Origin of the sequence: Acinetobacter sp. AG1 (genome assembly GCF_001005525.1) — a bacterium.
GTDB classification, from domain to species: domain Bacteria; phylum Pseudomonadota; class Gammaproteobacteria; order Pseudomonadales; family Moraxellaceae; genus Acinetobacter; species Acinetobacter modestus.
Map to the genome: position 1 here is coordinate 1 of NZ_LBMZ01000112.1, position 25435 is coordinate 25435.

The 25435-nt window shown below is 38.3% G+C and carries 30 protein-coding genes and 1 other RNA gene; 12 read left to right on the forward strand and 19 right to left on the reverse strand.

All coding sequences use genetic code 11. The features are described from left to right. The first annotated feature begins 56 nt into the window (after window positions 1-56). Entirely contained in the window at window positions 57-758 is a 702-nt protein-coding gene (locus AAV96_RS09770; RefSeq protein WP_034601242.1) for a response regulator, read from the forward strand. A gap of 682 nt (window positions 759-1440) precedes the next feature. Further along, the gene (locus tag AAV96_RS18465) at window positions 1441-2037 is read left to right on the forward strand and encodes a sensor histidine kinase (RefSeq protein WP_227505844.1); all 597 of its coding nucleotides are present in this window, start codon (window positions 1441-1443) and stop codon (window positions 2035-2037) included. Window positions 2038-2083: 46 nt separating this feature from the next. On the opposite strand, the gene gspM is transcribed toward AAV96_RS18465, so the two are convergent. Genes gspM through AAV96_RS09800 form a run of 5 tightly spaced genes read right to left on the reverse strand, consistent with a single transcriptional unit; the run spans window position 2084 to window position 5953 of the window. After that, window positions 2084-2563: a type II secretion system protein GspM gene (gene gspM, locus AAV96_RS09780; RefSeq protein WP_004661518.1), complete on the reverse strand. Its 480-nt coding sequence runs from the start codon at window positions 2561-2563 to the stop codon at window positions 2084-2086. Further along, window positions 2563-3702, reverse strand: coding sequence for a type II secretion system protein GspL (gspL, locus tag AAV96_RS09785; protein WP_046739182.1), 1140 nt, complete (start codon window positions 3700-3702; stop codon window positions 2563-2565). The genes gspM and gspL overlap by 1 nt, the downstream gene beginning before the upstream one ends. A 38-nt stretch (window positions 3703-3740) precedes the next feature. Beyond that, complete coding sequence (sixA, locus tag AAV96_RS09790) at window positions 3741-4196, reverse strand: phosphohistidine phosphatase SixA (RefSeq protein ID WP_004661514.1); 456 nt, start codon at window positions 4194-4196, stop codon at window positions 3741-3743. 57 nt (window positions 4197-4253) lie between these two features. Next, window positions 4254-5327 (reverse strand): NAD(P)H-dependent glycerol-3-phosphate dehydrogenase, encoded by a 1074-nt coding sequence (locus AAV96_RS09795; RefSeq protein ID WP_004661512.1) that lies wholly within the window; start codon window positions 5325-5327, stop codon window positions 4254-4256. Window positions 5328-5374: 47 nt separating this feature from the next. Then, a complete protein-coding gene (locus tag AAV96_RS09800; RefSeq protein ID WP_046739183.1) occupies window positions 5375-5953 on the reverse strand; it encodes a nitroreductase in 579 nt (192 codons plus the stop codon). A 195-nt stretch (window positions 5954-6148) separates the two neighbouring features. Between AAV96_RS09800 and AAV96_RS09805 the strand changes: the two genes are divergently transcribed. Further along, window positions 6149-6532 (forward strand): hypothetical protein, encoded by a 384-nt coding sequence (locus tag AAV96_RS09805; protein WP_004661508.1) that lies wholly within the window; start codon window positions 6149-6151, stop codon window positions 6530-6532. A 46-nt stretch (window positions 6533-6578) separates the two neighbouring features. On the opposite strand, the gene AAV96_RS09810 is transcribed toward AAV96_RS09805, so the two are convergent. Together AAV96_RS09810 and AAV96_RS09815 are read right to left on the reverse strand one after the other, a co-directional pair. After that, window positions 6579-6821: a hypothetical protein gene (locus AAV96_RS09810; protein ID WP_046739184.1), complete on the reverse strand. Its 243-nt coding sequence runs from the start codon at window positions 6819-6821 to the stop codon at window positions 6579-6581. 140 nt (window positions 6822-6961) lie between these two features. Further along, window positions 6962-8149 (reverse strand): phosphoglycerate kinase, encoded by a 1188-nt coding sequence (locus tag AAV96_RS09815; RefSeq protein ID WP_004661505.1) that lies wholly within the window; start codon window positions 8147-8149, stop codon window positions 6962-6964. Between the two features lie 139 nt (window positions 8150-8288). Here AAV96_RS09815 and AAV96_RS09820 point away from each other — a divergent pair, with 139 nt between their 5' ends. Continuing rightward, window positions 8289-8672, forward strand: coding sequence for a DUF2237 family protein (locus AAV96_RS09820; RefSeq protein ID WP_004680899.1), 384 nt, complete (start codon window positions 8289-8291; stop codon window positions 8670-8672). Continuing rightward, window positions 8672-9265, forward strand: coding sequence for a Maf family protein (locus tag AAV96_RS09825; protein ID WP_046739185.1), 594 nt, complete (start codon window positions 8672-8674; stop codon window positions 9263-9265). The genes AAV96_RS09820 and AAV96_RS09825 overlap by 1 nt, the downstream gene beginning before the upstream one ends. 83 nt (window positions 9266-9348) lie before the next feature. Here the strand turns inward: AAV96_RS09825 and AAV96_RS09830 are convergent, their stop codons facing one another. Together AAV96_RS09830 and AAV96_RS09835 are read right to left on the reverse strand one after the other, a co-directional pair. Continuing rightward, window positions 9349-9726, reverse strand: a complete 378-nt coding sequence (locus tag AAV96_RS09830) for a hypothetical protein (RefSeq protein ID WP_046739186.1) — start codon at window positions 9724-9726, stop codon at window positions 9349-9351. Between the two features lie 205 nt (window positions 9727-9931). Then, window positions 9932-11422, reverse strand: a complete 1491-nt coding sequence (locus tag AAV96_RS09835) for an MFS transporter (RefSeq protein WP_046739187.1) — start codon at window positions 11420-11422, stop codon at window positions 9932-9934. A 125-nt stretch (window positions 11423-11547) separates the two neighbouring features. On the opposite strand from AAV96_RS09835, the gene AAV96_RS09840 reads away from it, so the two are divergent. Further along, window positions 11548-12135, forward strand: a complete 588-nt coding sequence (locus tag AAV96_RS09840) for a TetR family transcriptional regulator (RefSeq protein ID WP_046739188.1) — start codon at window positions 11548-11550, stop codon at window positions 12133-12135. Window positions 12136-12273: 138 nt separating this feature from the next. On the opposite strand, the gene AAV96_RS09845 is transcribed toward AAV96_RS09840, so the two are convergent. From AAV96_RS09845 to AAV96_RS09855, 3 genes are all read right to left on the reverse strand, one after another. Further along, window positions 12274-13527, reverse strand: a complete 1254-nt coding sequence (locus AAV96_RS09845) for a serine hydrolase domain-containing protein (RefSeq protein ID WP_046739243.1) — start codon at window positions 13525-13527, stop codon at window positions 12274-12276. Window positions 13528-13609: 82 nt separating this feature from the next. After that, a complete protein-coding gene (locus AAV96_RS09850; RefSeq protein ID WP_046739189.1) occupies window positions 13610-14464 on the reverse strand; it encodes a MaoC family dehydratase in 855 nt (284 codons plus the stop codon). 66 nt (window positions 14465-14530) lie between these two features. Next, the gene (locus tag AAV96_RS09855) at window positions 14531-15922 is read right to left on the reverse strand and encodes a 3-oxoacyl-ACP reductase (RefSeq protein ID WP_046739190.1); all 1392 of its coding nucleotides are present in this window, start codon (window positions 15920-15922) and stop codon (window positions 14531-14533) included. 224 nt (window positions 15923-16146) lie between these two features. Here AAV96_RS09855 and AAV96_RS09860 point away from each other — a divergent pair, with 224 nt between their 5' ends. Next, a complete protein-coding gene (locus AAV96_RS09860) occupies window positions 16147-17673 on the forward strand; it encodes an acetyl-CoA C-acetyltransferase (RefSeq protein ID WP_046739191.1) in 1527 nt (508 codons plus the stop codon). Window positions 17674-17756: 83 nt separating this feature from the next. On the opposite strand, the gene AAV96_RS09865 is transcribed toward AAV96_RS09860, so the two are convergent. From AAV96_RS09865 to AAV96_RS09880, 4 genes are all read right to left on the reverse strand, one after another. Then, entirely contained in the window at window positions 17757-18107 is a 351-nt protein-coding gene (locus AAV96_RS09865) for a hypothetical protein (protein ID WP_046739192.1), read from the reverse strand. Window positions 18108-18230: 123 nt separating this feature from the next. After that, on the reverse strand, window positions 18231-19016 hold the full coding sequence (locus AAV96_RS09870; protein WP_046739193.1) for a glutathione S-transferase N-terminal domain-containing protein: 786 nt from the start codon (window positions 19014-19016) through the stop codon (window positions 18231-18233). Window positions 19017-19027: 11 nt separating this feature from the next. After that, a complete protein-coding gene (gene rraA, locus AAV96_RS09875) occupies window positions 19028-19540 on the reverse strand; it encodes a ribonuclease E activity regulator RraA (RefSeq protein WP_004661483.1) in 513 nt (170 codons plus the stop codon). Window positions 19541-19553: 13 nt separating this feature from the next. Beyond that, window positions 19554-20219: an NAD(P)H-binding protein gene (locus tag AAV96_RS09880; protein ID WP_046739194.1), complete on the reverse strand. Its 666-nt coding sequence runs from the start codon at window positions 20217-20219 to the stop codon at window positions 19554-19556. 212 nt (window positions 20220-20431) lie between these two features. Here AAV96_RS09880 and rpsT point away from each other — a divergent pair, with 212 nt between their 5' ends. After that, the gene (gene rpsT / locus AAV96_RS09885) at window positions 20432-20698 is read left to right on the forward strand and encodes a 30S ribosomal protein S20 (protein WP_004639414.1); all 267 of its coding nucleotides are present in this window, start codon (window positions 20432-20434) and stop codon (window positions 20696-20698) included. 117 nt (window positions 20699-20815) lie between these two features. On the opposite strand, the gene AAV96_RS09890 is transcribed toward rpsT, so the two are convergent. Continuing rightward, complete coding sequence (locus AAV96_RS09890; RefSeq protein WP_004661479.1) at window positions 20816-21547, reverse strand: histidine phosphatase family protein; 732 nt, start codon at window positions 21545-21547, stop codon at window positions 20816-20818. Window positions 21548-21598: 51 nt separating this feature from the next. Beyond that, window positions 21599-22456, reverse strand: coding sequence for a 3'(2'),5'-bisphosphate nucleotidase CysQ (locus AAV96_RS09895; RefSeq protein WP_046739195.1), 858 nt, complete (start codon window positions 22454-22456; stop codon window positions 21599-21601). An 11-nt stretch (window positions 22457-22467) separates the two neighbouring features. On the opposite strand from AAV96_RS09895, the gene AAV96_RS09900 reads away from it, so the two are divergent. The 4 genes from AAV96_RS09900 to AAV96_RS09915 all read left to right on the forward strand — a co-directional run bounded on the left by AAV96_RS09900 (window position 22468) and on the right by AAV96_RS09915 (window position 25318). Continuing rightward, window positions 22468-23172 carry an HAD-IA family hydrolase gene (locus AAV96_RS09900; protein ID WP_046739196.1) on the forward strand — a complete coding sequence of 235 codons (705 nt, stop codon included), beginning with the start codon at window positions 22468-22470 and terminating at the stop codon, window positions 23170-23172. Beyond that, on the forward strand, window positions 23156-23584 hold the full coding sequence (locus AAV96_RS09905; RefSeq protein WP_046739197.1) for an RNA-binding S4 domain-containing protein: 429 nt from the start codon (window positions 23156-23158) through the stop codon (window positions 23582-23584). Before AAV96_RS09900 ends, AAV96_RS09905 begins: the two co-directional genes overlap by 17 nt. Before the next feature lie 158 nt (window positions 23585-23742). Beyond that, window positions 23743-24789: a recombinase RecA gene (gene recA / locus AAV96_RS09910; RefSeq protein WP_004661473.1), complete on the forward strand. Its 1047-nt coding sequence runs from the start codon at window positions 23743-23745 to the stop codon at window positions 24787-24789. Window positions 24790-24835: 46 nt separating this feature from the next. Continuing rightward, window positions 24836-25318: a regulatory protein RecX gene (locus tag AAV96_RS09915; RefSeq protein WP_046739198.1), complete on the forward strand. Its 483-nt coding sequence runs from the start codon at window positions 24836-24838 to the stop codon at window positions 25316-25318. 10 nt (window positions 25319-25328) lie between these two features. Here AAV96_RS09915 and ffs read toward each other — a convergent pair. Continuing rightward, window positions 25329-25425, reverse strand: an RNA gene (gene ffs, locus AAV96_RS17985) — signal recognition particle sRNA small type. Window positions 25426-25435 lie beyond the last annotated feature (10 nt).

The window sequence follows — 25435 nt, forward strand, 5'->3', positions numbered from 1 at the left end:
AGAAAATATAAAAAGCATGTTTATAATTAAAAAAGCTTCACTACTTGATAATTACTATGATCGAACAAACGATAGAAAAAGAAGCACATTTTGACAGCCCTTTATTTTCATTCGACTTACCTAAACCGGTATTGATTGTCGAAGATGACAGCATTATTCAAAATAGATTAAAAAAACTATTAATAGATCTTAATTACAATAATGAAGATTTAATCTTTTCTAATACACTGGACCAATCTATAGCCTCAGTAAAAGCAAAAAAGATTGCTTTTGCTCTAGTCGATTTGGGGCTACCCGATGGTAATGGCACTAAACTAATCAGAACTTTACGCCAAAAGAATCCCACTGTTCCAATTTTAGTTATATCTGCATGGAGTACAAGAGAGGCTATTTTTAAAGCAATTCAAGCAGGTGCAACTGGTTATTTATTAAAAGAGCGAGATGATTTTGAAGTCCTCATGTCTATTAAGCAAATCTTAAAAGGCGGCATACCAATCGACCCTTTTCTTGCTCAGATTATTTTAACAAATATGGTCAAGAAGCCACAAAAGATTAAAAACTCACCTGAAAATTTATCTGCAAGAGAATTGGAAATCCTAGATTACGTTACTCAGGGATTTAACAATCAAGATATAGCAAATGAATTAGGATTATCGCGTTATACCGTAGAAGCTCATTTACGTAATATATATAGTAAACTTGCGGTAGATAGTCGTTCTAAAGCAATAAAAATTGCTTATTCATTAGGTTTATTCTGAAAATTGAGAAAGAAATTACAAATACATGTCGATTATTCAAAATTCATTTAACCTATTTATTCCTATTTTCATCATAGCATTTGGTGCTATTTTACTAACCACAACTTTAAAAAAATATTTACCTCCTTCTGTTTCTTGGTTATCAATTTTCCTAATGATGACAGGATCTAGTTTATTAATTCTGCATTTAGCCCCTGTTCAAAAAACACCTCATTGGTATTTCTTTTTCAGCTTAATTTATTTAGGTGTATTTTTCTCATTTGCTCAAGCAGTTTTATATAAGTTCAATCAATCTTTTTCTTTCAAATTGAGTTTTATTCTGGTTAGTATTTTTATTCCTATATTATTTTATTTCGCTTATCTAAATTCAAAATTAGAACTTACTTTGCTTATTTCTTTCCTTTTTTCGGCGTGCATTGTTGGCTTAAAATTTCCAAAAATCTTCGCTGTAAATAGCTATAGTATGATAGACAAAGTGATCAAAATTATTTTTCTATCATCAGGTTTAATTTTTATAGTCCCTCTCATCGATCAGAAAATTATTTTTCAAACAGTGCACACAGATCATGATTGGTTTCAAATACAATTGTGCTTTTTATTTGGGCTGCTGATTTTTTCAACATTATTAATTATCAGTAATGTCAAAGATATTTTAAATATTCATCAAACAGAATTAGAAAGAATGAGACGTCAGGAGCGACTACAATTTTCTCATGATTTACATGATATTTTAGGCAGTTCTTTAGTTCGTTCTATTGGTGTGATTAGCCAAAGCAAAGAAAATTTTGATAACCAACAGTTCTTATCTATTCTGAAACTGCTACGTGATGATCTCAGAGAAGTCATCGACAGTGGATCAAGTGTCTCAGGTGAAGTTCCAAAAACACCTATTTTATGGGGAGCACCTGTTAGACATCGATTTAGTCAAATTTTCAATGAGTTAAGTATTCAATCTGTTTGGGATTTTGCAGAAGTTTGGCATTCACAACCTAGTGCATTGGAATGTTTGACATTATTGCGGATTACAGAAGAAGCACTTACCAATGTCATCAAACATAGCTACGCCAAAAAAGTCATTGTTCGTTTGTATTTTTCTGACCTTAAACAAATTATTTTAGAGATTGAAGATGATGGTATCGGCTTTAATGTCGATGAAGTGAATAGTGCAAATGTCAATATTGGTTTACGTAGCATGAAAATTCGTCTTGAGAAAATTCATTCTGTTATGGATGTTCAGTCCAAACGTGGTCAGACCATCATTAGAGTCATTCAGAGTTAATCATGATGAATCTATAAATATAAAGGAGCTACAAGCTCCTTTATATTTATTGCACGGTCGCAGTTAACTTGATTTGATTGTTATTTGAAACCATGTCCATTTTTTGGATGCTTAACCCCATTTGAGAGAGTTGCATTAAAAAGTTTGCAAGAACAGCATAATTTTGATGTTCAGCGACAATTTGAATTTGCTCACCATTTTGCTGTGAAGAAACTGATAAGCCTTGTTGTTGTGCCGTACGTTGAATTTTATCTGCTGCTGATAGCTCCAGATCATTTGCAGGTTTCATTGTTGCTGCATTACTTTGCATCCAAACCGTTAAATCTTTTAATTCATTTAAACGTTTTTGCTGTTGCTCGGCCAAAGCATGCATTTTCCATAATGCAAAACCAATAATCACAACAACTAAAAAAACTGTTGTGAAAATTACCATCACGCGTTCACGTACAGATAAGCTCTGTAAATATTGATTTAAGGTTTCAATTTTTTGATCGAAACTATTTTGTAGACCTGTTAATGCTTTCATTATTTTACTTTTACCACCCCAATCGCACCAATCGAATCTGCTTGAACGTTACCCAATTCAGCTTGGAAACCTTGTTGGTTTAATTGTTGAGTTAATCCTTGTAAGTCATCTGCGGATTTAGCTTTTAATGACATTGCTAAAGTCGAAGCATCATAATTGACTTGCTGAGCAATGATCTGTTTCTGCATTAAAATCGGTCCTACTCTACTCAACAACGAAAGTGCTTGTGTATCACCCAGCTGACTCATACGTAATTGACTTTCGAACTGACTTTTAATGTTTTGCTCAGTAACGCGACTATTTTCACCAAACCAGAATTTATATTGATCTATCGCCTGAGCCGATGTCTGATCAGCCACTTTTTTTAGTTTAGACCAACGTAAAGCGTCATAACCCAATTGAACAAAAATAACGGCAACCAAAACCAATGCTGAAGCTTTCCAATAACCTGACCATTGAACTTCTGCATTCTTGGATTTTGGCAAAACATTAAATGGATGCTGTTTTGCCTTTGCCAAGGGCTGAAATTGGTAACTAAATTCAGTATATTGATCTTGGCTTGAAGCAGCCATAACTGTTGCTAATTCAGTTGAACTAAGATTTGCCAGCTTATAATTCGTTTCAGGTGTTTGAAACTCAAGGAATAATCCCAAGTCATCCACTGAATTGCCAGACCATTCCGACTCTCTTACCAATAAGTGATCATACAGGTTTGCAATCACCACTTGGTTTTCTTCTGGTGTTGGCAAGATTAAAAAATCAGGTAAGAACGCTGCAATTTGAATTGGCAAAAGACTAAGTGCAAGTTGCCACGTCTCAACTGTGGAATGAGCCACGCCCATCACATTAAGCTGATCATTTTGAAAATGATGAACCACCTTCATTTGATCGATTGGCAAAGTCACATATTCTTCTAGTAAATATTTAAGCCCTTCTTGCCCTAACTGCTTGTAGTGCATTTTTGTCATAGGTTGTTGCAAGATTTGCGCATTACGACTTGGAAAATAGACCACCGTCTCTTTTCCATTATGCGCTTGTAAGTCCTGAATCAACTGCTCAAGACTATTCGCCTGTAACCAATTTTCCCCTGCCGACCAATACCATGTTCCATTGGTTTCGGGCATCCATATATACAGCATCGGTGTTCAGTACCCTTATCCTATCGCGGATATATAAATTATAGTGTTGGTATAAAACGATTCTTTTGTGTTGATAAACCATTGGCAATCACAGCTTGATCATAAATACGTGCTTCTGCTAATGCAAACGGATTAAAATTCTCATGGGTCAATTGCTCTGCGATATGTGCAACTACATTCATATGACAGACCACAGCAATGGATTCATAGGGTAATTTAGATAACCATTCTATTGCATCTTTAGCATCATCATCAGGTTTAATTTTATCGCAAATTAAAACAGGAATACCGTGAAAATGAGCCTTGATGTGTGCCAAAGTTTCTTGGGCACGTAATAGCGGACTAACAATAAAAATTTCAGGCTGAATGACATCTTTTAAAAAATGTCCTGTTTGCTCTGCTTGTTGATGTCCACGCACTGTTAATGGGCGTTGCGTATCATTACCGTTGATTGCTGGAGATGCTTCACCGTGACGTACTAAAGTTAACTGCATAAAACGACCTTATTATTTATACCTATATATTAACAATGATTGATGACAGTTTTCTGATTAAACTTCATGATGTGGTAAAACAAATTCTACATCACTACGATGACCATTTTTCATCAATGATAAAGCGATCGTCATTGGTGGCGCATTTTCAAAAATAACTTCATATAAAGCATTGGTAATCGGCATATAAACATCCAGTTCTTGTGCTTTAGCACGTACTTGGACAATGGTATTAATCCCTTCAGCTGTTTGACCTAATTCTTTAGTTGCTTGATCAAGTGTTTTACCCGAACCTAGTGCAAAACCAATTTGATAGTTGCGACTTAATGGACTATTACAAGTTGCGAATAAATCACCTACACCAGAAAGCCCTAAAAAGGTTAAAGGGTTTGCACCCTGCTTGACTGCAAAACGACTCATTTCCGCCAAAGCACGGGTTAAAATCATACTTTTGGTATTTTCACCGATGTTATAAGCAGCACCCATCCCCATAGCAACTGCATAGATATTTTTTAATGCTCCACCCAGTTCTACACCGTGTACATCATCGCTACCAAATACACGGAATAACGCACTATGCAAAGCATGTTGTACCGCATAACGTACCAATTCCGATTCACTTGCAATCACTGTTCCTGATGGCATACCTGCCATAATTTCTTTGGCTAAATTAGGCCCTGATAAAACGCCGTAAGGAACTTCTGGTAATTCTGCGCGAATAATCTCACTCATGAAACTAAAGGTTTTTGCTTCAATTCCTTTGGTTAATGAAACTACTGCTTGGGCTGTAATAAACGGCGCAATTTGTTTTAAAACATCACGAAATGAGTGACTAGGAATTGCGACCAAAATAATATCTCGATCTCTTACCGCTAATTCTAAATCAGCAACAGCACGTAAAGCTGGCTCCAATGGATAATCAGGTAAATAACGTTTATTAATATGTGTTTGATTAATTTCTTCTGCTACAGCCGCATCTCGAATCCAAATCATGGTATCGCAACCATTGCGTACAGCTAAATTTGCCATTGCTGTACCAAAACTTCCACCACCTAATACAGTAATTCTTAATGCTGTTTTTTGATCTACTGCCACAGGCTCAACTAAATCACTAAATTTTAACTCTGTCATTTTTTTTCCTGAAACCAATTTCTTTCTTTAATCATTCATCAATAAGATTAAACGTGTTGCCATACTTTTAAAAAATCTTGACTCTCTATTTCTGCACGAGGTGCAATCGTTTTAGCCGCTGTTCCAATATAAATAATACCAGAAATCAAATCTTGCTCTTTTAAACCAAATTGTTGCTTAAGCCAATTGGATTCTACAACTGCACCAGAACGCCACATACTCGCAAAACCTTGTGCTTGTAATGAAAGTAAGAAGTTTTGAACAGCAGCACCCGTACTTAAAATTTGTTCGAAGTGCGGAACCTTTGGGTGATCTTGGATCGTGGTTAAGGCTAAAACAAGTAAAGGCGCGCGAAATGGATGATGCTTTACTCTTTCTAATTGTGCAGGGTCATTTTCGCCCATATCAGCTAAAGCATTTGCTAAAAACTCACCAAAAGCCGCTCGTTGCTCAGGTGTTACAACCACAAAACGTGTTGGTTTTAAACGATGATGATCAGGTGCAGTTAATGCAGCTTGTACTGCTTTTTCGAGTTGTTGTAAATTTGGCGCTGGTTCAACAAGCTGACCAATAGATTGACGTTGATGAATATTTTGATGAATTGTCTCTATATTTGAGTCCGTCATTGACATGAATCTAACTAACACAAGGATTTGTTTAGATTAGCATAATCTAGCTAATTTCCACCACGTTTAATCCTTGCTTAATCATCAATTTGAGAAATTTAACAGAGCGCTACTACAAACTGTACATAACCTGCAAAAGCAACTAAAAATAATATGTTCAAATAATCCAATTAGGTAACTACTTGAGAACAAGCAATGAAAAAAACGTTAATCATGAGTTTATTAGGTGGCTTGGTACTCGGGCTCACCGCATGTGCATCAACACCGACCAACACCTTAGCGATCCAAAAAGAAAATAATCAATATGAAGTGACAGGAATTGGTAAAACCAATTTGATCGCTAAAAATAATGCCATTAGTGCCGCTCAAAAAACTTGCACCCGAAATACATCACCAGTCGTGGTTGATGAGAAAACTGCATATCAAGGCGTTTTAAAAGGTGTAGTCGATGAACAAACAGGCAAATTGGTTGAAGCTGCTGCGGGTGTACTTGGAACGATTACAGGTAAAAATGCATCATTAGCCAAAGATGATGACTATCAAACAACGCTTACTTTCTATTGCAAAGCCAATTCATAAATATAAAAAAGCCGATATTAATATCGGCTTTTTTATTACATTCAGCTTAGTGAGCTTCGCTCGCAGCCTCTTCTGAAGCTGGGCTTACTGCTTCAGCATTTTTCTTATTTTGTAATTCTGGCTTATCAATTGCGTTGATCGCAGCTTGTTGCTCTGGAGTAGTCGGTGCTGATACTTCTGAAGCTACTTGTTCTTGCTGTTCAACATTTTTTGCTTCTTCTTTCTTTCCACATGCAGTCAACATGATTGGAGCAATAATTAAAGCGGCAAGGGTTAATTTCATTTTCATCACGGCTTTCCACAGTTACTTGGTTAAGTTGATGACAATCATATTGCAAATATATGACATTTTAATGACACAATAAAAAGAGCCGATTGATATCGACTCTTTTTTAAATCACTTGTTATATAACGAAAGCTAAACCTTACTTAAGCACGCTCAAGTAAAACAGCCACCGCAGGTAATGTTTTGCCTTCTACAAATTCTAAGAATGCACCACCACCCGTTGAGATATAACCGATTTGATCAGCTACTTCATATTTATCAATAGCTGCTAATGTATCACCACCACCTGCAATTGAAAAACCAGCAGATTCAGCAATTGCCAATGAAAGCGTCTTGGTTCCTTCACCAAATTGATCAACTTCAAATACGCCTACTGGACCATTCCAAAGAATCGTTTTTGATGTTTTTAAGATTTCTGCAAAAGCTTGTGCAGTTTCAGGACCAACATCTAAAATCATGTCAGTATCTGCAACATCTTCTACTTTCTTAACAACTGCTTGAGCATTTGCCAAAGAACCTAAGAAGTCACTGAAGTCGATTTGAGTTGCATCAGCAACAACGACATCAGTTGGTAATGGAACACTTACTTTTGCAGCAATTTGTTTTGCAGTGTCAATTAAATCAGCTTCATAGAGAGATTTACCAACATTGAAACCAGCAGCAGCAAGGAATGTATTAGCAATACCACCACCCACAATCAATTGATCACAAATAGTAGAAAGTGAATTTAATACATCAAGTTTTGTTGATACTTTAGAACCTGCAACAATTGCTACCATTGGTTTTTCAGGTGTTTGCATTGCTCGACCTAGCGCATCTAATTCAGCGGCTAATAACGGACCAGCAGCAGCAACTTTTGCAAAACGTGCTACGCCTTCTGTTGACGCTTCTGCACGATGAGCAGTACCAAATGCATCCATAACGAATACATCACAAAGTGCTGCATATTTTTGTGCAAGCTCTTCTTTGTTTTTCTTTTCGCCATGATTGAAACGTACATTTTCAAGTAATACCACTTGACCCGCTTCAACCTCAACGCCATCTAAATAATCAGTAAATAATTTAACATCCTGACCCAAAGCAGTGCTTAAATAAGCTGCAACTGGTGCAAGTGATTGCTCTGGCTTTGGCTCACCCTCTACAGGACGACCAAGATGAGAAAATACCATTACCGCAGCGCCTTTATCTAACGCAGCTTTGATTGTTGGTAATGCAGCACGTAAACGTGCATCGCTGGTAATTTCCCCATTTTTTACAGGAACGTTTAAGTCTTCACGAATAAGAACACGTTTACCTGCTAAATCAAGGTCAGTCATGCGCTGAAAATTCATGGATGGCTCTCTAGTTGATTTTAAAAACGGCACAATTTTAAATGATTCTCTGAAATAAAGGTGAGTTTTTTTGCAGAAAAGCTGTCTAAAATTTCACTTTTGATTATCATAATCATCGTCATTAAATCTTTGTATTCTTATGTCTATTCATCCTGATCCAAAAATTAATCGTTTAAATGTTCTTGGCGAACCTTTATCTAGTTGTTGCTTTGACCCGATCACGGGCTATTTTCGTAATGGTTTTTGCCATACGGCGGTCACGGACTTAGGTCAGCACACCATGTGTGCGCAAATGACTTCAGATTTCTTAAATTTCTCACAAAAAGTTGGGAATGATTTAATTACGCCTTTACCAGAAGTGGGTTTCCCTGGATTAAAACCAGGTGATTTTTGGTGTATTTGCGTCACACGTTGGGTTGAAGCATACGAAGCAGGTCATGCCCCACCAATTAAATTGAATGCTTGCCATAATGCTGTTTTGCATTATGTGCCACTGAATATTCTCGTGGAATATGCGGTCTAATGAATCAGTTTGAATTGATTTTGGCTTCTAGCAGCCAAACCCGTAAAGACTTGATGGATCGTTTACGATTGGACTATCGTTGTATTTCACCTGATATTGATGAATCTGCAATGGGTGAATTACATGCTGATGATTTGGCTAAACGTCTAGCTTATGAGAAGGCACATGTCATTGCTGAACAGAATCCCAATGCGATTGTCATTGGTTCTGATCAAGTCGCTTGGCGTGAACACGCACCATATGACTTTATTGGTAAGCCTTTAAGTGTTGAAAATGCTATTCAACAATTACAGGAAAACTCAGGGAAAACCGTGTTTTTTAGTACAGCACTCAGCGTCCAACATTTGCAATCTGGTTTTGAAATGACATTGGTCGAACATTATCAAGTCAAATTTCGCCAATTGACACTGACTGAGATTGAACGTTATATCGAAATTGATCAACCCTTGCATTGTGCGGGTAGTTTTAAGTGTGAAAGCTTAGGGATTAGCTTATTTGAGAAAATGGTTGGTGATGATCAAACTACGTTGATGGGTCTACCCATGATTCAGTTATGCAAGATCTTACGTGCTTTCGAGCTTAAGGTTCCTTAGAAACCTTATCTAAGCTTATGGAGACAAGGTATTTTTTCAGGTCAATTAAGTTAAATAAAGATGCCAAGACCCATTTTTGTTTACTATAGACACTTATAACCAGTGCTTTGAAGACCTTGTTTAATAAACTTTGCATTATCTTCAGGCATTGTTTCTCTTAATTGGTCGATTGATTTCTGAAAATACGGATGAACTTTAGATTGATTAGCTATATAAGTAATCCTTTCCGCCGCCTGTACCGCATCACAAACGGTTTTTTTATCTTTAATTTTATTCAGATCAAAATCATTATCTATTAAAACTTCAAATCCATTCATTAATGCAGGCATATCGCTGTAAATAATTTTTAATAAAGCATAGAATTCCTTCATATCTTTTTTTGTTGGCTCTGCTTCATAAGCCTGTGTTGAGGTTGATCCCATCAAAGCGATTAATGTAAGAAATAGCGCAATCTTTTTCATTTTATAAGTTATTGCAAAATATATGAAAACTTAGTATAGCATTTCATTATTAACACTGAAAACTAGATTTATGAACCTTTATTGCAGCATAACAAATTATTAATATTCGATTTTACTTTAACGCTATCAAATTTTAATACTAACTGCTTATTTTAGCCACACCCTTAACCCTTACCCAAACCCAATTTGGATAAGGGTAAGCCGACTATTCCTCAACTGAAGAAACTCTTTTCGGTAAAGCAAACCAAATAAAAATCGACAAGATCAAGAATAAGAGCGCAGCCAAATTCAGTACAGAACGATGCGATTGACTAAAGGCCTGTTTTGCAGCTTGAATCAAATGTTCAGCAATTGTTGGCTGTAATTGTTTGGCAGCTTGAACCACCTCACCAATCGAACTACTCACCTGTTCGATAATGTTATGTGGTACATCGACTGGAACCACAATCGAGTTGGCATAAAACCATGATAACATCAAACCGAAAAAGGCAATTCCTAAACCTGCTCCCAACTCATACGCCATTCCCTCAATTGCCCCTGCTGCGGTCGCCTTGCTTGGCGGTACTGAAGACATAATTGCAGAGGTTGAAGCCAATAATGCAATTTCAACACTGAGACCCAATACCACCATCCAACTCCAGACTTGCACCTTCGCCTGCATAAAATCAGTATTTGCCAACCCCCATAGACTTACCGCACTCATCAACATACCGAGCGATGCGACTGAACGTAGACCAAAACGATTGACCAGCATACTGGCAATTGGGCCGCCTAAACTGATTGCCACCATAAACGGTAAAATGAATGCACCCGCAGCCAATGGAGAAAGTTGGTAAACAAATTGCAGTTCTTGTGAAATCAGCAACTCGAATCCGACCAATGCCATCATAGATACAATCGCCATCACTACACCTGTCGCAATCACAGGATGTTTGAATAATTGAATATCAATCATTGGAGAGGTTGATGTGAGCTGTGTACGAATAAAGCCAATCAATAAACTAAAACCCACTGCAAAGATCAAAACCGACCAGATACTAAAACCATGCATCACTGTTTTAATCGCATAGATCATACTTAGGATAGCGACCACCAACACAATAGCCTGTAACAAGTTAAGATTCTGCTTCGGTTGCCCTGCCTGTTTCGGAATGACAAATATAGTAAAAATAATAACAGCAAGCATAATCGGAACATTAATCAAGAAGACTGAACCCCAATGAAAATGCTCCAATAGAAAACCACCCAGTAATGGGCCAAAGGCTGCACCGCCGCCGCCAACTGTAGCCCAAATGCCTAGAGCAAAATTACGTTGTTTTTCATCAAGAAAAGTATTTCGAACTGCAGATAAAGTCGCAGGCAAAATCATGGCTGCACCAACCGCCAATAAAGCACGTGAACCAATCAGTGCATATGCAGTAGAAGAAAATGCGGCTGCCAATGATGCTAGGCCAAACAAAATCCCACCAATCACCATGAGCTTTTTAAAGCCAATACGATCTCCCAATGCCCCCATCGGCAAAATAAGACCTGCCATGACCAAAGAATAAATATCAATAATCCACAGCAACTCATTTGCCGATAATGAAAGAGACTCACTTAAAGTCGGTGTTGCGACATGGAGGACAGTTGCATCAATTGATACAGGGAGATAGATCAATACAACGATTGCAAGAATTAACCACTTGCTAGACATAAATTTCTCTAAATTGGACATATGTTCAAGTTGTTGCTATTATAACCAAAATTGAACACTTGTCCAATTTAAAGATATGCGTTATTTTGTTTGTGTTTGTGACTATCGCCTAAGGCGCTGAAAGTATGGCTTATTTAAATAAAGAACAACGTCGTGAAATGATTCTACAAGCAGCCATGCAGGTTGCCTTGAACGAAGGCTTCTCTGCGATGACCGTTCGCCGTATCGCAACTGAAGCACAAACATCAACTGGGCAAGTCCATCATCATTTTGCTTCTAACTCACATTTAAAAGCAGAAGCATTTATTAAGCTCATGCAGCAACTTGATGAGATTGAAAACCAAGTTCATACCACAAATTATTTACACCGCCTCTCGCTCCTACTTGGATGTGAAAATATTGAACAAATTCAACCCTATTTACGACTGTGGAATGAAGCTGAAGTCCTCATTGATCAGGATCAAGAAATCAAACTTGCATATAATATTGCCATGCAAGATTGGCATCGTTCTATTGTTCGTATGATTGATGAAGGTCAAGCTCAAGGGGAATTTCAATTTGACACGAATAGTCATGATATTGCTTGGCGATTGATTGCTTTTGTCTGTGGGCTAGAAGGCATTTATAAACTGGGTTTGAATGGTTTAAATGAGGTCGATTTTAAAAGACATACTGATGCAATTATTCAGGCAGAGCTATTTAAAAAAATTTAGATAAATAATATCTAGATTTAGTACAAATCCTAAAACCACTTTTTTAAACAATTACTGCATTTTGAAGAAAGTTGATCAATTTGAAAATAAATGTGAGGCTGTTATTTACTATATGCAGCCTCATTACACTAGATCAAATTAAAACCAGCCTTTCCGCCCATTTAAGATTGCATCTGCACAGCGGAGCGTCTCTTGACTCAAGCCCCACAAACGATAATCCCCAGTTGCAGAGGTAATATTAAAATTATGGGTATAAGCAAAACTCAGTTCACGAGCTGGATCACACCATGCCCCTGAACCATTAAAACCAACATGACCAAAACCATGTGGCGCACGCTTGCCCATTGTTAAAATACGGTGATAGCCTAAACGCCAGTGCATTGGAATTGGCATCACTCGATCACGTGCTTTAGATTGTACGGTGCTTAAGTGCTTAAATACTTCTGGATGAATCAATTGTTGACCATTCCACTGTCCTTGATTGGCAAGCATCGCATAGACTTTTGCCAAACTATCTGCGGTAAAGACACCATTTGCCGCTGGAATAACAGCTTGTAAACCAGCATCACTATAGAAGCTAAAATTACGCATGCCTTTTGGAATCATGGCATCTTGGAAATCTTGAGGGCTTTGTCCTGAAAGTTCTAAGAACTTTTCTGATAATGAGGCTTTGCGAGGTTGATCAGTTTTTTTAACTTGTGGCTTTGGTGCAGATGGTTTTTTAGGTTTTTCAAGTAACCGAGCAACTCGCTGTAATTCAGAGTTTGGTGTACCAAAATATGCACCATCCAATTCAAGCGGTTGCACCAGATAACGCTGCATTAACCAACTTAAAGGCTGTTTCGCTGCTTTTTCAATGACCCCACCTACGAGCCAACCATAGGTCAGCGGTTGATAAGCAAAGCTTTGTCCTGCTGCAAAACGAGGAGTAGCAGCTGCCATTACCTCTAACATATGCGACCAATCCAACATTTCTGTTGCTGTCGCAATCGTATTGCGAATATCGAATAAACCACTTTGATGCGATAAAACATGACGCAATGTTATATTGGCTTTACCATTTTGGGAAAACTCAGGCCAATAATGTGCAATAGGCTGATCATAATCCAGTAAGCCTTCACTTACTAAAATATGTGCAAGCGTTGCTAAAATTCCTTTACCTGTCGAATAACACATTGCCAAAGTATCAGATTGCCAATCTTGTTCTTGAGATTTTTTACCAGTAAAAATATCAACAACTTTCTGACCTTGGAAATATATCACCAATGCAGCGCCACCCTGATGACTTCTCGCATCTTGCAAACGACTGAATTGGGTTGCTAGGTCAATAAAACGATGATCAACCTTGCCATGATAATTATGCGTATCGGCAAATAAAATCTCTTTAATCAATGCACACATCCTTATGATATTTATATTTTTTAGAATAACCCTCTTGCGAACAAAAGGGCTGACTCAACAATACTATTCAGTATTAAAGTGCTTTCACTGTTCCCGCAACATGCGGCTTTTTAGATTTAACGTTACGAATCAAGAAGTCAGTTTGTTTTGATTCAGCAGCTGTTAAAAACTCAACAGTTGATGGTAAATACATCGGCAATTTAAACCAAACATCTGCTTCATAAGCAGCGGGTAACTCAATACTCGCCAAAGCTTTTGCCTTACTCCACATGCCATGTGCAATCGCTTGTTTAAAACCAAATGCTTTAGCTGTGACTGCATGAATATGAATCAAGTTAAAATCACCTGAAATCAATGCGTAGCGGCGACCAGTATTCTCAGAAATATTCCATTCTGCTTTTGGCTGATATGCAGGCTCTTTAGATTCTTTCGATTTTTCAGAAGCTTTTTTCTCAGTTTTTTGTCGTGATAAATAAGTCGTTAAACTTTCCATCACCACTTCACCACCCACTTTGGCAGTTGTAATGAAATCGAATTGTAAGCCTTTATCATGTGGCTGAAGTTCGCCAAATTTACATGACAACGTAATTTGCTCATTCACACCGATTTTACGAGTTTGTTTAATTTGGTTACGGATATGAACCAAACCCAAAATTGCAAATGGAAACGCTTCACTGGTCATCATATGCATTTGCAGACTTTGCGACAGTACTGCTAGATAAATTGCTGGTACAAAACCATCATTTTTAAAACCACAAATTTCGTTATAGCTTTCTAAATGTTTTGCATCAATGTTAAGCGTATCTACCACATATTCAACTTGTGGTAATACTTTTTCGCCTTTTGGCTTTTTAAAAATTAAACCTTGAATAACTTTTGGATAAGCTAAGTAAGGCTTTGGCAATTGACTAAAATGGCGTGTATTCATAATGAACCTTTCTATATTTTTATAAAAAAGGGATGCACAAGCACCCCTCTTCAAAACTTTTAACGCTTAAGCGCCCAACAAGCTTTGACCGCATACGCGAACAACGTTGCCTGTCACACCTGTTGAACCAGTAGAAGCATACCAAGCAATTGCTTCAGCAACATCTACAGGTAAACCACCTTGGTTCATTGAGTTCATACGGCGACCTGCTTCACGAATCGCAAATGGAATCGCAGCAGTCATTTGAGTTTCAATGAAGCCTGGTGCAACCGCGTTGATCGTAATACCATTCTTCAATGTTGGTGCAGTAAATTTAACCAAACCAATTACGCCTGCTTTAGACACTGCATAGTTGGTTTGACCCAAGTTACCCGCGATACCACTGATTGATGATACACAAACGATACGACCATTTGCATTTAAACCATCATTAGAAAGTAAGTAATCGTTAACACGTTCAATTGCAGACAAGTTAATGTTGATGACTAGATCCCAAAGCTCTGGCTTCATGTTTGCCAAAGTTTTGTCACGAGTAATACCTGCATTGTGAACGATTACATCCAAACCGCCTTGTTTAGCAGCAGCAGTTTTGATTTTCTCGCCAGCGTCAGCAGCAGTAATATCAATTGCCAATACTGAACCGCCAATTGAACCCGCAACACGCTCAAGATCAGCTTGTTGTTGAGGAACATCTAAGCAAATCACATGTGCGCCATCACGTGCCAATACTTGTGCAATTGCTTCACCGATACCACGGCTTGCACCTGTTACTAGTGCAGTTTTACCCGCAAGTGGCTTAGCCCAATCTAATTTCACTGTTTCTGCTTTAGAAATACGGATCACTTGACCAGATACATAAGCAGAACGTGGTGAAATTAAGAAACGTAAAGTAGATTCTAAGTTTGCTTCAGCGCCTTGATCTACATAAACTACTTGGGCAGTGATACCCTTTTTGAATTCTTTACCAACAGACTTCACAAAACCTTCAAGCGCACGTTGAGCAATCGCTTGTTTTACGGTTTTAGCTGTTTCAGGAGTTGTACCAATTACAATTACACGACCAGAACTTGAGATTTGACGTGCGATTGGATTAAAGAAGTCATACAACGCTTTTAACTGTTCAGAATCTTGAATACCTGAAGCATCAAATACGACTGCTTTAAACTTAGATTCTTTATCATCTGCATTTAAAGGACGAAGGTTTAAACCTACTTTTGCAGCAGTTTGCTGTAATTCAACATTATTGCCTACGTAGCTATCTGCATGGATATTGCTAAGAACTTGTGCAATAGAAGCAGAAATAGTGCTTGAAGGTGCTGCGCCAAGCAATACGGCACCATTTACAACAGGTTGGGCACTTTCAAAACGATCTAAGCTAACTGGTGATGGTAAACCTAAATTTTTTACAACAAATTTACCCAAAGGTGATTGTGTAAATGCTTGGTATTGATCGGTCATGATTATTATCTCTCATACAAATGAATTTTTTACAAACATCTAAACCATGTCAGCAAAATAACATGAAACCAATGTTTGATTGACTCACAATAAATCATACTTGACTTCATGTCTGGATGTCTTGACCTGAATGTGGTCTAAAGCGTCATTCTAGTCAATACAGCAGTATTGGAAATATGCTATGGTTATAGCAAGAATATCGCAATTATGCTTGGAAAAGCCTTATGAGCAAAACAACTCAAGAAAATCCAGCAGTCGAGAATTCTGCTCAAGAGACTGTGTCAAATACATCAAAAGCAACTTCTACTCCAAGTAAAAGTGCTGACGCAACTCCTAAAGCAGCAAGTACGACAACTAAAACGACTCGTCCTCGTTCTACCGGTCGTAGTACAAAAAGCACTGCTTCTTCTACATCTACAAAAGTAGCACCAGCTAAAACAACCAAACCTTCTGTTCAACAGGATAAAATCATGAGCCAAAACACTGTTCGCCGTGTTGCCATTATTGGCGGTAACCGTATTCCTTTCGCACGTTCTAACGGCGCTTATTTTACAGCTTCTAACATCGACATGTTTACAGCTGCATTAAACGGTTTGGTTGAGCGTTTCAACCTACAAGGTCAACGTTTAGGTGAAGTGGTTGCTGGTGCAGTATTGAAACACAGCCGTGACTTCAACATGACACGTGAATGTGTGTTAAATACTCAACTTGCTCCTGAAACCCCAGCTTGCGATCTTCAACAAGCTTGTGGTACTGGTTTACAAGCTGCATTCCAAGTTGCAAACAAAATTGCTTTAGGCCAAATCGAAGTAGGTATCGCTGGTGGTGTTGATACTACATCTGACGCTCCGATCGCTTTCGGTGATGGTTTACGTAAAGCTTTGCTTGAGCTCAACATCGCTAAAACAGGTAAAGATCGTTTAAAAGCTTTATCTAAAATCAACGTTAAAGATCTTATGGATGCACCTAAAAACGGTGAACCACGTACTGGTTTATCTATGGGTGATCACCAAGCAATCACTGCCCTTGAATGGGGTATTGCTCGTGAAGATCAAGACGCTTTAGCTGCTTCTTCTCATCAAAAAATGGCGAAAGCATACGAAGAAGGTTTCTTCGATGACTTAATCACGCCGTTCTTAGGTTTAAGCCGTGACAACAACTTACGTGCTGACTCAACTGCTGAGAAATTAGCAAAATTAAAACCAGTATTTGGTAAAGGCGAAGCTGCAACAATGACAGCGGGTAACTCTACTCCACTTACTGACGGTGCTTCGTGCGTACTTTTAGCTTCTGAAGAGTGGGCTAAAGCAAATGGTCATGAAGTTCTTGCTTACTTAACATTCTCTGAAACTGCTGCAGTTGATTTTGTTGGTAAAAAAGAAGGCTTATTGATGGCTCCTGCTTATGCAGTTCCACGTATGCTTGAGCGTGCTGGCCTTAAACTTCAAGATTTCGACTACTACGAAATCCACGAAGCGTTTGCATCACAAGTACTTTCTACTTTGAAAGCTTGGGAAGATGAGAAATTCTGTAAAGAGCGTTTAGGCTTAGATGCACCTTTAGGTTCAATTGATCGTAGCAAATTAAACGTTAAAGGTTCATCTTTAGCTGCGGGTCACCCATTCGCTGCAACTGGTGGTCGTATCATCGCGACTGCTGCGAAAATCTTAAACCAAAAAGGTTCAGGTCGTATCTTAGTTTCGATCTGTGCTGCTGGTGGTCAAGGTGTAACTGCCATTATTGAAAAATAATCGTTAGCTTGCATACTAAAAAGCTGAATCAAATGATTCAGCTTTTTTTATTTATACATTAAAACTCATAAAAATATTTTAGCTTATCTTGGTCTTTGAAACTTCACATAATAATCATTTAAAACTTTAATCACCTGTTTCAACTCTCTCAAATTTTCTTCTGTATTTCCTATGCGCTCAACAAATCGCTGTGAGTGCAATTCCAAATCAATCTTTTCATTAATTTGCGGTGCAATCCTAAACAGCTTCTCTAGATCATCAAATCGATCTAATTTTCGATTTGAGAAATATTCCAGACGAAATCCTAACTCATTTAAAACGATGCCTTTATAAATTGCACCACGACTATCAAAAACCAAATCATTTTCTTTAAGGAATAACTGTGCAGGTGTTTCCTTTGAACTTTTGAATAAATTAGTCAGTTGGCTTAACATTTTGGAATTGATCATATGGCTATTTCGAGCCTATTAAACCGCTAAACCAATCATTGAAGCAACTGCTAGACTCCACATATAAAAAAAGCATCTTCTAAAAGATGCTTTTTACAATTTATTCTATTATCCGTACTGCTTCTTGAGGTACTCAACAATTTTAGCTGACTCAAACATTTTCACGCCTGTGTTCGGATCAACCAAATATGGAACTTGAATATCTCGTCCCATCACTTCAACAACCTTTTCACGCTTCCCATTCGGTAATGGAATATATTGACCAGGTTTTAAACGCAAAATTGCTGGTCCAATATCTTGCCAACGTTCTTTCGCAACATTATGCAAAATATACGGAATTTCCAACTCAGTCAGAACTTCACGAACCAATCGTGTATAGGGACTTCCTTCAAAACTCCACAATTCAAGTAATTGTTCTGGTGCTGCTCGATTAACAATTTTCTTGTTAATCCATACACCACGTGCTGCATTTGCAAGTGAGGCTAAAGCAGAAACATAAGGAAGCTTTGGATAGTGGCTGAATTTTTTCGGCGTTTGCCCTGTTTTACCGTAGTGCTTGAATAGATGGTGGATAATCTGTTGTGACTCGTATAACTGATCACCCGTGTTTTCATCAATCAGAAAAGGAAACTGTTTCTTACCACCTTTTTCCTTGACGATTTGGCGATATTTTTGACCACCTTTCGGACATGGATAAATTTCCACATCTAGATTCAGCATGGTAATCACTTCACGGACACGGCGACAAAAGGGTGAACCTTCAAACTCATAAAGTTTTAACGGTTTCGAAGGCTGATTCGGTTGTGGTGTTCCCATCACACCTCTTCCTCCTTCAATTAAAGTTGCAACAACAGATTGTAAAACCTTAAATTGATGATTCGCCATTTTGAGCATATTGCTATCCTTTAGCAGTCAACTAGTTTTTCTTTTGCGATTACGATGCCATTATTATCGGCATAGATATAATCGCCAGAATTGATCGTCACACCACCAAAATACAATGTAATATCAACTTCACCTATGCCCTTACGATTACTTTTTTGTGGAATTGCAGCCAATGCATGCACACCTAAATCAAGTTCGGCAATTGCATCAACATCACGCACACAACCGTAAATCACAACACCATTCCAATGATTCTTCACAGCTGATTCAGCAATCAAATCGCCCATCAAAGCACAGCGCATCGAAGCACCACCATCAACAACCAAGACTTTTCCTGCACCATCTGTTGCTAGAAGCTCTTTTACGCGTGAGTTATCTTCAAAACACTTAACTGTTACAACCTGTCCACCAAAGCTCTTGCGTGCACCATAACTCTTAAAAAACTTACCGTCTAAAGATGGCGTTACGACCTGTAAATCTTTCTCAGGATTATCATCTAACAAGTCGCAAGTTACAAAAGGAATCGTAGTCACTGAAAAATCTCCATTATTGGGTTTGTTGTATCATCAAATTATCGTACAGCTTAAATGCTGCTGTCTGAGTTTGAGCTGCATTTAGCATAGTATGCGCCAATTGTTCTGCGGTTACAGGCTTATATTTAAACGGCTTGGTCCAAGTTTTTTCGACCAATTTAAATAGCGTTTGTGCCACATCTTCTAAAACTCGTACTTCACTACGCTTACCAATTAAGAGTGACGGTTGAAAAATTGAGAGCTTATACATCGACAAGCTTTTTAAGTAGTTTTCTAACTCGCCTTTAACTTTATTATAGAAAACTGGTGAATTAGCATTCGCTCCTAAGGCACTGACCACCAATAAATGAATATTTTTATCTTGGATTAAATCAGCAAAATGAGCGTTAATTTCATAGTCAATTGCGTAGAATGCTTGTTTCGATCCAGCTTGTTTAATCGTGCTACCTAAGCAACTAAATGCATGAGTATAAGTGCTTACATCTTCATCATTCAAAAGCAAAAAATCTTCCAGAATAAGCTGAGTCACTTTACTATAAGATTTTAATTTATCTGAATTTTTCCTTACCACAACAGTCACAGAACTAAAATCATTTGACTGTTCTAATTCAGCCACAAGTGCTTCACCTACTAGTCCTGTAGCACCAATAACAATTGCTTTTTTGTCACCTATTCTCATTTTTATTTATTCCGACTCATAACTAAGCCTAATGTAACGTTTTCTTGCAAGATTATCACCTGTTAAATGTACTTAAAAGTATCACAAGGCTTGACTTCGGGGCTTAGTTTCCTCAAAATATGGCACTTGTTTACGGGCTGGTGAATGTTGCCAATATTTTTTGGTTTTAACTTCAGCCCGCCCAGACCAACTTATTTTCAAGGAGTGCACGAGTGGCAAACTCTGCTCAAGCTAAAAAACGTGCTCGTCAAAACGTTAAAGCACGTAAACACAACGCAAGCTTGCGTTCTATGGTTCGTACTTATATCAAACGTACTGTAAATGCGATCGCTGCTGGTGACTATGCTGTTGCTTCAGAAGCTTATAAAACAGCTGTACCTGTAATCGACCGTATGGCTGATAAAGGCATCATCCACAAAAATAAAGCTGCTCGTCACAAGAGCCGCTTAAACGCTCAAATTAAAGCTTTAGCTAACTAATTTGATGCATGTAAAAAAGCCCGATTTTCGGGCTTTTTTATTGTCTTCAATTTAGTAACTCAACGTAGTAGTTTTTTAATTTTAAATTGCACAATTAAATCATATTTTTCAAAAATCTTATTTATTCTGAAAATCTTTAATGACCAGTTCATGCTTTTGACCACGCCAGATCCATTTTAGCTTACTATTGCTAAAATCCTCACCTTCAAACCACACAAATAAGCCCTCCATCATCTCAGGCCAATCCGACTTATCAATTTGTGTTTGACCTGAAATCACTGCAACGATCGCAGCAATAATGGTGTCGTGACTAACAGCCAAGCTTAAACCCTGATGTTGCGTCGGATGGGTATGATATAACAGCTCCAAAACATCAAAAACGCCTGTAATTGGATGTTTCATACCAGGCAAAGCATTGTTCACAAAACTATTAATAAACCCTAATGCACCTTGTTTACGAAAGTAAGGGGCTGCTTGCTGAATATCCAATACAAAGCTTCCGGGTTCTACTAACAATCGCTGCTCAACAATTTCGATCGTATGCGTATTTATTGCCTCATGAATCCCATCTGCACCTTGGATCATTAATGCAGCCGTATCAACACAACGCTGAATTGGACTAGAGATACAATGTTGAATTGCTCGATCCGTATTTTTAATAAGATACTGACCCCATGCATAAGCCAAATCTCGACCTTGCTCCGTTAATTGCAAGTCATAACCAGCCAAACCCTGCCCATTCACCAACTCACGTAAAGAGTGACGAGTAAACAACGTGACAGGAGTTGAAGCATCTGGCAGTAAATCAATTGCTTCAAACATACTTTTAGGCAATAAATGCAGGGCCATATTCACATACAAGCTTAAATTTAGCTCACTATACCACGCACGCTAGAAGACTCAATCTAAAATGCCCGAATGCGCCAACGCCTCGTAAGCAATTTTTTTGCAATATTGATCTCTGAACGCGATAAAACCACCATTCAAAACAGTCTCACGCTGATTATATTGAAATGGTTTTCCATCCAGAGTCATCAATCCACCACCGATACTTTCAAGTAAAGCTTGTCCTGAACTCGTATCCCACTCTGAAGTTGGATGAAATCTTGGGTAAATATCAATTTCACCTTCTAACATCATGCAGAACTTATAGGCACTCCCTGCCTCACGTCTTTCTACAGCACGATCTAGTAAAATTGGTTCGATAAAATTTTTATATTTGGGGTTTTTACTGCTATGGCTTAAACCAATTTGAAGTGGCGCTGCCAAATCATGTTCTTCGATCTGGTATTGAAACCATTCTTGACGACTAAAACTATACTTATAAGGTAAGTGTGACTGATAACCAATATACATGACCTGTTCACAGGGTACGGCAATAATTGCAAAAGTCGTTTCATTACCCTCGATCAGGCTTAAATTAATCGTAAATTCATCGCGCTCATGAATAAACTCTTTCGTACCATCTAAAGGATCGAGCATCCAGCAACGTGACCAAGCAGATCGAGCAGAATAATCACTCTCCTCTGACAACACTGGTAACTCCGGTGTAAATTCCGCTAACTGCTTTAATAAAAAACGATTTACTTTTAAATCTGCCTGAGTCACAGGCGAATCATCACTTTTTTCCTGAATATTAAACTCACCACCCGCACAATAATTTTGATATTCTTCCAATAATATTTGACTTGCCTGCGCCATGATTGGCACAAGTTTCAGAATAAATTGATCTTGTGGGGCAAGCGTTTTAATAAACATAGATCAGCCTTATGTCATATTCAGATTTACAGCAGCAGCCTATCGCCATGTTCGACATGGATGGCACATTACTCGATTTAGCCTTCGATGATTTCATTTGGAATCATTGTTTACCTGAACGTCATGCCCAAACACATCAATGCAGTTTAGAGCAAAGCAAACAAGCACTATTCCAATTTTACCAACAACATAAGCATACACTATCTTGGTATTCTTCGGCGTATTGGACTGCTAAAGTTGGCGTAGATGTTTTACAACTACAATATGAACACCGTGAAAAAATTCGCGCACGTAAAGGTTGTCATGAATTATTAGAACAACTCAAAGCTCAAGGCTATCGCTGTTGGTTACTGACCAATGCCGATCGAGCTGGCTTACAACTGAAGCTTGAAAATGTCGAACTTAGCCCTTACTTTGAAGTCATGATCAGTAGCGAAGAACTTGGACATGCCAAAGAAGAAGTCGCTTTTTGGCAAAAGTTACAACAAATACATCCATTTGATCCAGCTCAAGCAATATTTATTGATGATACGGTTGCGGTACTCCAAGGCGCTCAGCGTTTTGGTATTACCCAATTGTTTAGCATTTTACAACCGTCTAGTGCTAAACCAGCTCGACTCGCCACGGAAGTAGCGTACCCATCACTCGATCATTTAACCAATCTCTTTGATTATCTTGACACCAACTTACAGGTAACAGATGCCAAAACAGCATGAATCAGACAGCATGGATGCCATGCGCATTGATAAATGGCTTTGGGCTGCACGTTTTTTTAAAACACGCTCTATTGCCAAAGCCGCAATTGAAGGTGGTAAAGTCCATCACAACAATGACCGCGTTAAAGTTTCTAGAGACGTCCGTGTTGGAATGGAACTCACCATCCAGCAAGGTTTTGAGAAAAAGACCGTTGTTGTGAAAGCACTATCGGCTGTTCGAGGTGGAGCTCCAATGGCCCAACTTCTTTATGAAGAAACGCCTGAAAGTATTGAGCGTAGAGAGTTGCATGCATCGCAGCGAAAATTGCATAATCTAGCCCGACCTGATCACCGACCAAGCAAAAAAGATCGTCGTGATATCAATCGTTTTAAACAAGAAAATGTACAATCATGGTCATATCATGATGAATAAAATTTTCTAATTTGGACGCGTCATCTTGTGTCGTATTGGCACAGATCAGATGTGGAATATACAACTAGAATCTGCCACTATACTCAAGTCCCAACAAGTTGAGATTCAATACATCCACTTGGGTTAGTCGTTAAGAAATAAAGTTTTGAGGTTTTGAGATGGATGATAATAAAAGCAAGGCGTTACAAGCAGCCTTAAGCCAAATTGAAAAGCAATTTGGTAAAAATACCGTGATGCGCTTAGGTGATAATACTGTACAAGCTGTTGAAGCGGTCTCTACAGGCTCTTTAACTCTCGATATCGCATTAGGGATTGGCGGATTACCTAAAGGTCGTATTATCGAAATTTATGGTCCTGAATCTTCAGGTAAAACTACCATGACATTACAAGCGATTGCTCAATGTCAAAAAAATGGCGGTACCTGTGCCTTTATCGATGCAGAACATGCATTAGATCCAGAATATGCACGTAAACTTGGTGTAGATATTGATAACCTTTTGGTTTCACAACCTGACCACGGTGAGCAAGCGCTCGAAATCGCCGATATGCTAGTGCGTTCTGGTGCAATCGATTTAATCGTTGTCGACTCTGTAGCAGCATTAACCCCTAAAGCCGAAATTGAAGGCGAAATGGGCGACTCACACATGGGCTTACAAGCACGCTTAATGAGTCAAGCTCTGCGTAAAATTACAGGTAATGCGAAACGCTCTAACTGTATGGTGATCTTCATTAACCAAATCCGTATGAAGATTGGTGTGATGTTTGGTAGCCCAGAAACCACTACAGGTGGTAATGCACTTAAATTCTATGCTTCTGTACGCTTAGACATCCGTCGTATCGGTCAAGTGAAAGAAGGTGACGAGATCACAGGTAACGAAACGCGTGTTAAAGTTGTGAAAAACAAAATGGCACCTCCGTTCAAAGAAGCTGTGTTCCAAATCATGTATGGCAAAGGCACTAATCAGTTAGGCGAATTGGTTGATCTTGCTGTTCAACAAGACATCGTACAAAAAGCAGGTGCTTGGTATTCTTATCAAGGCAATAAAATTGGCCAAGGTAAAAATAACGTGATTCGACATTTTGAAGAAAATCCAGCAATGGCTCAAGAAATCGAAAAGGTCATTCGTGAACAACTTCTTACTAAAAACAACAAAGAAGCAGCTCAAACTGAAGATGAAGAAGAACCAGATTTTTTAGAAAGCTAAGCTGAAACGCCCTTCGGGGCGTTTTTCTTTCATGAGGATATAAAACTTGTTTAATTCTGAAAAAATAAAGAAGCCCAAAACACTGACAGGTACAAGATTACGCTCTTATGCATTTGCCCTTCTTACACGTCGAGATTATTCCAAAGCAGATCTCGAAGCAAAATTAAATCAATATGCGATCAATCCAGAAGAAGTCACAAATCTAGTTGAAGAGTTAGCACAACAGAATTACCAAAGCGACCAACGTGTTGCAGAACTCACACTAGCCAGTCAACTTAGAAAAGGTAAAGGATTACAAAGAATTAAACAGGCTTTAAAAGCAAAACAACTCGATACAGAACTTATTACTGAAGAACTTTCAGAGGTCGATTGGCTAGATCAAGCTTATCAACTCAAAATAAAGAAATTTGGGATAGAAGTAGAGACAGATCCAAAACTGAAAGCAAGACAAATTAGATTCTTACAATACCGAGGATTTGATATGGGAATAATTATGAAAGCAATTGCTCGAACGAGCGATGAAGAATGAATGGTGGCAGCCCTACTAGCATTACTTCGGCACATCATAGATCTATTACCGTTGCTACCTTCCGGTCCTGGCGGGGTTCATAGAGTACAATTGCGAAGCTACCAGCAGGGCTACCAT

Excerpts from the sequence above, each read along its gene's own strand:
- AAV96_RS09770 (WP_034601242.1), top strand. The coding sequence starts at position 57 with ATGATCGAACAAACGATAGAAAAAGAAGCACATTTTGACAGCCCTTTA.
- AAV96_RS18465 (WP_227505844.1), top strand. The coding sequence starts at position 1,441 with ATGAGACGTCAGGAGCGACTACAATTTTCTCATGATTTACATGATATT.
- gspM (WP_004661518.1), bottom strand. The coding sequence starts at position 2,563 with ATGAAAGCATTAACAGGTCTACAAAATAGTTTCGATCAAAAAATTGAA.
- gspL (WP_046739182.1), bottom strand. The coding sequence starts at position 3,702 with ATGCTGTATATATGGATGCCCGAAACCAATGGAACATGGTATTGGTCG.
- sixA (WP_004661514.1), bottom strand. The coding sequence starts at position 4,196 with ATGCAGTTAACTTTAGTACGTCACGGTGAAGCATCTCCAGCAATCAAC.
- AAV96_RS09795 (WP_004661512.1), bottom strand. The coding sequence starts at position 5,327 with ATGACAGAGTTAAAATTTAGTGATTTAGTTGAGCCTGTGGCAGTAGAT.
- AAV96_RS09800 (WP_046739183.1), bottom strand. The coding sequence starts at position 5,953 with ATGACGGACTCAAATATAGAGACAATTCATCAAAATATTCATCAACGT.
- AAV96_RS09805 (WP_004661508.1), top strand. The coding sequence starts at position 6,149 with ATGAAAAAAACGTTAATCATGAGTTTATTAGGTGGCTTGGTACTCGGG.
- AAV96_RS09810 (WP_046739184.1), bottom strand. The coding sequence starts at position 6,821 with ATGAAAATGAAATTAACCCTTGCCGCTTTAATTATTGCTCCAATCATG.
- AAV96_RS09815 (WP_004661505.1), bottom strand. The coding sequence starts at position 8,149 with ATGAATTTTCAGCGCATGACTGACCTTGATTTAGCAGGTAAACGTGTT.
- AAV96_RS09820 (WP_004680899.1), top strand. The coding sequence starts at position 8,289 with ATGTCTATTCATCCTGATCCAAAAATTAATCGTTTAAATGTTCTTGGC.
- AAV96_RS09825 (WP_046739185.1), top strand. The coding sequence starts at position 8,672 with ATGAATCAGTTTGAATTGATTTTGGCTTCTAGCAGCCAAACCCGTAAA.
- AAV96_RS09830 (WP_046739186.1), bottom strand. The coding sequence starts at position 9,726 with ATGAAAAAGATTGCGCTATTTCTTACATTAATCGCTTTGATGGGATCA.
- AAV96_RS09835 (WP_046739187.1), bottom strand. The coding sequence starts at position 11,422 with ATGTCTAGCAAGTGGTTAATTCTTGCAATCGTTGTATTGATCTATCTC.
- AAV96_RS09840 (WP_046739188.1), top strand. The coding sequence starts at position 11,548 with ATGGCTTATTTAAATAAAGAACAACGTCGTGAAATGATTCTACAAGCA.
- AAV96_RS09850 (WP_046739189.1), bottom strand. The coding sequence starts at position 14,464 with ATGAATACACGCCATTTTAGTCAATTGCCAAAGCCTTACTTAGCTTAT.
- AAV96_RS09855 (WP_046739190.1), bottom strand. The coding sequence starts at position 15,922 with ATGACCGATCAATACCAAGCATTTACACAATCACCTTTGGGTAAATTT.
- AAV96_RS09860 (WP_046739191.1), top strand. The coding sequence starts at position 16,147 with ATGAGCAAAACAACTCAAGAAAATCCAGCAGTCGAGAATTCTGCTCAA.
- AAV96_RS09865 (WP_046739192.1), bottom strand. The coding sequence starts at position 18,107 with ATGTTAAGCCAACTGACTAATTTATTCAAAAGTTCAAAGGAAACACCT.
- AAV96_RS09870 (WP_046739193.1), bottom strand. The coding sequence starts at position 19,016 with ATGCTCAAAATGGCGAATCATCAATTTAAGGTTTTACAATCTGTTGTT.
- AAV96_RS09880 (WP_046739194.1), bottom strand. The coding sequence starts at position 20,219 with ATGAGAATAGGTGACAAAAAAGCAATTGTTATTGGTGCTACAGGACTA.
- AAV96_RS09890 (WP_004661479.1), bottom strand. The coding sequence starts at position 21,547 with ATGGCCCTGCATTTATTGCCTAAAAGTATGTTTGAAGCAATTGATTTA.
- AAV96_RS09895 (WP_046739195.1), bottom strand. The coding sequence starts at position 22,456 with ATGTTTATTAAAACGCTTGCCCCACAAGATCAATTTATTCTGAAACTT.
- AAV96_RS09900 (WP_046739196.1), top strand. The coding sequence starts at position 22,468 with ATGTCATATTCAGATTTACAGCAGCAGCCTATCGCCATGTTCGACATG.
- AAV96_RS09905 (WP_046739197.1), top strand. The coding sequence starts at position 23,156 with ATGCCAAAACAGCATGAATCAGACAGCATGGATGCCATGCGCATTGAT.
- recA (WP_004661473.1), top strand. The coding sequence starts at position 23,743 with ATGGATGATAATAAAAGCAAGGCGTTACAAGCAGCCTTAAGCCAAATT.